Origin of the sequence: Adlercreutzia sp. DFI.6.23 (assembly GCF_024462535.1) — a bacterium.
GTDB lineage: Bacteria > Actinomycetota > Coriobacteriia > Coriobacteriales > Eggerthellaceae > Adlercreutzia > Adlercreutzia rubneri.
In genome coordinates this window covers 1-304 of the sequence record NZ_JANGBP010000463.1, presented here as the reverse complement: position 1 = coordinate 304, position 304 = coordinate 1, and the positions used below count along the sequence as shown (strand labels likewise).

Annotated in this window: 1 protein-coding gene; it reads left to right on the top strand. The window is 65.8% G+C overall.

Annotation, left to right across the window (positions count from 1 at the left end; genetic code table 11):
• A partial coding sequence (locus NE591_RS14155) for a molecular chaperone (protein WP_256156969.1) occupies positions 1–304 on the top strand: 304 nt, incomplete at both ends.

The following is a 304-nucleotide window of genomic DNA, read 5'->3' as shown; positions in this document are numbered from 1 at the left end:
CTCCATGAAGGGCCTCCGGCGCTTTTTGGAGAACCTCGGCGAGTGCGTCGAAGGCGCGGTGCTGACCGAGCAGGCCCGCGACGAGTACACGCGCCTGTTCATCGGTCCGGGTGAAGTGCCCTGCCAGCCGATGGAATCGCCCTACCGCACGAAGGACGCCGCCGTCTTCCAGGAGAACACTCTGGCCGTGCGTGCCATCTGTCGCGAGCGCGGGCTTCAACTTACGCGCCTCATGCGCATCCCCGATGACCATATCGCCACCATGTGCGGCTTTATGGCCCATGAGGCCGAGCGCTGCCTGGCG